General features: G+C 66.8%; 1 protein-coding gene. It reads right to left on the bottom strand.

Going from position 1 to position 1,444, the window contains the following annotated elements; genetic code table 11:
- On the bottom strand, window positions 1-1,035 hold a 1,035-nt coding region (locus A9Z05_RS31510), incomplete at its 3' end, for a selenium-binding protein SBP56-related protein (protein ID WP_069621485.1).
- Window positions 1,036-1,444 lie beyond the last annotated feature (409 nt).

Below are 1,444 nucleotides of genomic sequence, written 5' to 3'. Positions count from 1 at the left end.
CTCGCCGGTACCCCAGCACGACACGTACAGGAAGCGGTCGTCGAGCGACAGGTCGATGTCGGTCACGAGCGGCGGCACCGCGCCGAATCCTTGCAGCAGCGGCGGCAGCTCGTCGGCCGCGGCCGGCTCGGCCGGGATCGTCGCGGTCTTCTTCACATGGAACTTGCCGCCTTCGCGCCACCAGGTCCAGATCGAGCCCTCGAGATTGGTCGTGTCGACGACGACGCCGACGAATCCGTATTCGCGCACTGGGTCGTGCGCGGGCCGCACCTCGAGCGCCATCTGGTGCTGTGCGCCGAGATCGATCGTCTGCACGTTGCGCCGCGCGCGCAGATCCCAGAAATGCAGCCGGTGCCCGTACTTGTTCGCGAGCAGGTCCTCGGGGACGATCCCGTTCTCGAATTGCGGCGGCAGCGCCCATTCGCTCGACACCATGTAGTCGCGCGGCAGGTTCCACCAGAAGTCGTAATGCTTGTCCTGCGGGCCGCGGTCGATCTCCCAGCGGCCGAGCACGTCGAAGGTCTCGCAATCCATGATGAAGATGCCGGGCGCGCCGTCGGTGCCGTCCTTGCCGGCCCCGCCGAGCGTGCTCACGTAGATGCCCTCCGGCCCGCAATGCACGGTGTGCGGCCGCGAATAGCCGGTCTTCGCGAAGATCTCGTCGGGTTCGATGATCTTGTGGATGCGCGCCTGCGTCGGATGCGGCTTCGTGTCGATCACGTAGATGCGCGACGAGCGCAGGCCGGGGATGATCAGGAAGCGGCGCTCGAGGAACGCATGGCCGGTGAGCGGCGACAGCGACGACGAACAGGCATTCCAGCCGAAGTGGTGAAACTCGTCGCCGGTGTTCGGCATCGTCACCGTATGCACGATCTTGCCGTACGTCGACGAACCGGGCTTCACGTCGATCACGGCGAGCGCGTCGGGTCTGGAAAAATCGGGACTCAGCAACAACGTATAGGCAAACTCCTCCGCCGGCGCCTGCATCGCAAGCTCGGGCGAAGCGTGAAACGTCGGGTCGGGCCGCATGCTCATGGTGATGCCTCCTCGATGGGTTCGGATTGTGAACGCACGGCCGTTCGTTGCGGGCGTGCGGGTCGGGATGGCCGCGCGGCGTGCATCGTGCCGGCGGGTGCGATCGACGCACGGACGCACGTGTCGGTGCCACGCGCGGCGCCGTGCATCAGATCGTGAAAGCGGGGAAAGCAGGTAACGGCGACAGGCGGGATCGCCGCGCCGGGGGCGGGGCGGACGGTCTGCAACGTGATGAAGCAGTCGAAGCGGCGCCCTGCGGCGCGGCAGCGGCCGGGCGGGTGACGCGGGTGAATTCTGTTAAGGCATGCATAGCGATGTTCCGGCAGATGATGTTTGCATCAGGGTCGGGCATGCATCGAACGCTGCGCGCGTGACGGCGGGTTTGCCGCCGCGCTAGCGCGTGCCTAAG

Source organism: Burkholderia sp. A2 (genome assembly GCF_001729305.1).
Lineage (GTDB): Bacteria > Pseudomonadota > Gammaproteobacteria > Burkholderiales > Burkholderiaceae > Burkholderia > Burkholderia sola.
This window is presented reverse-complemented; position numbering and strand designations above follow the sequence as displayed.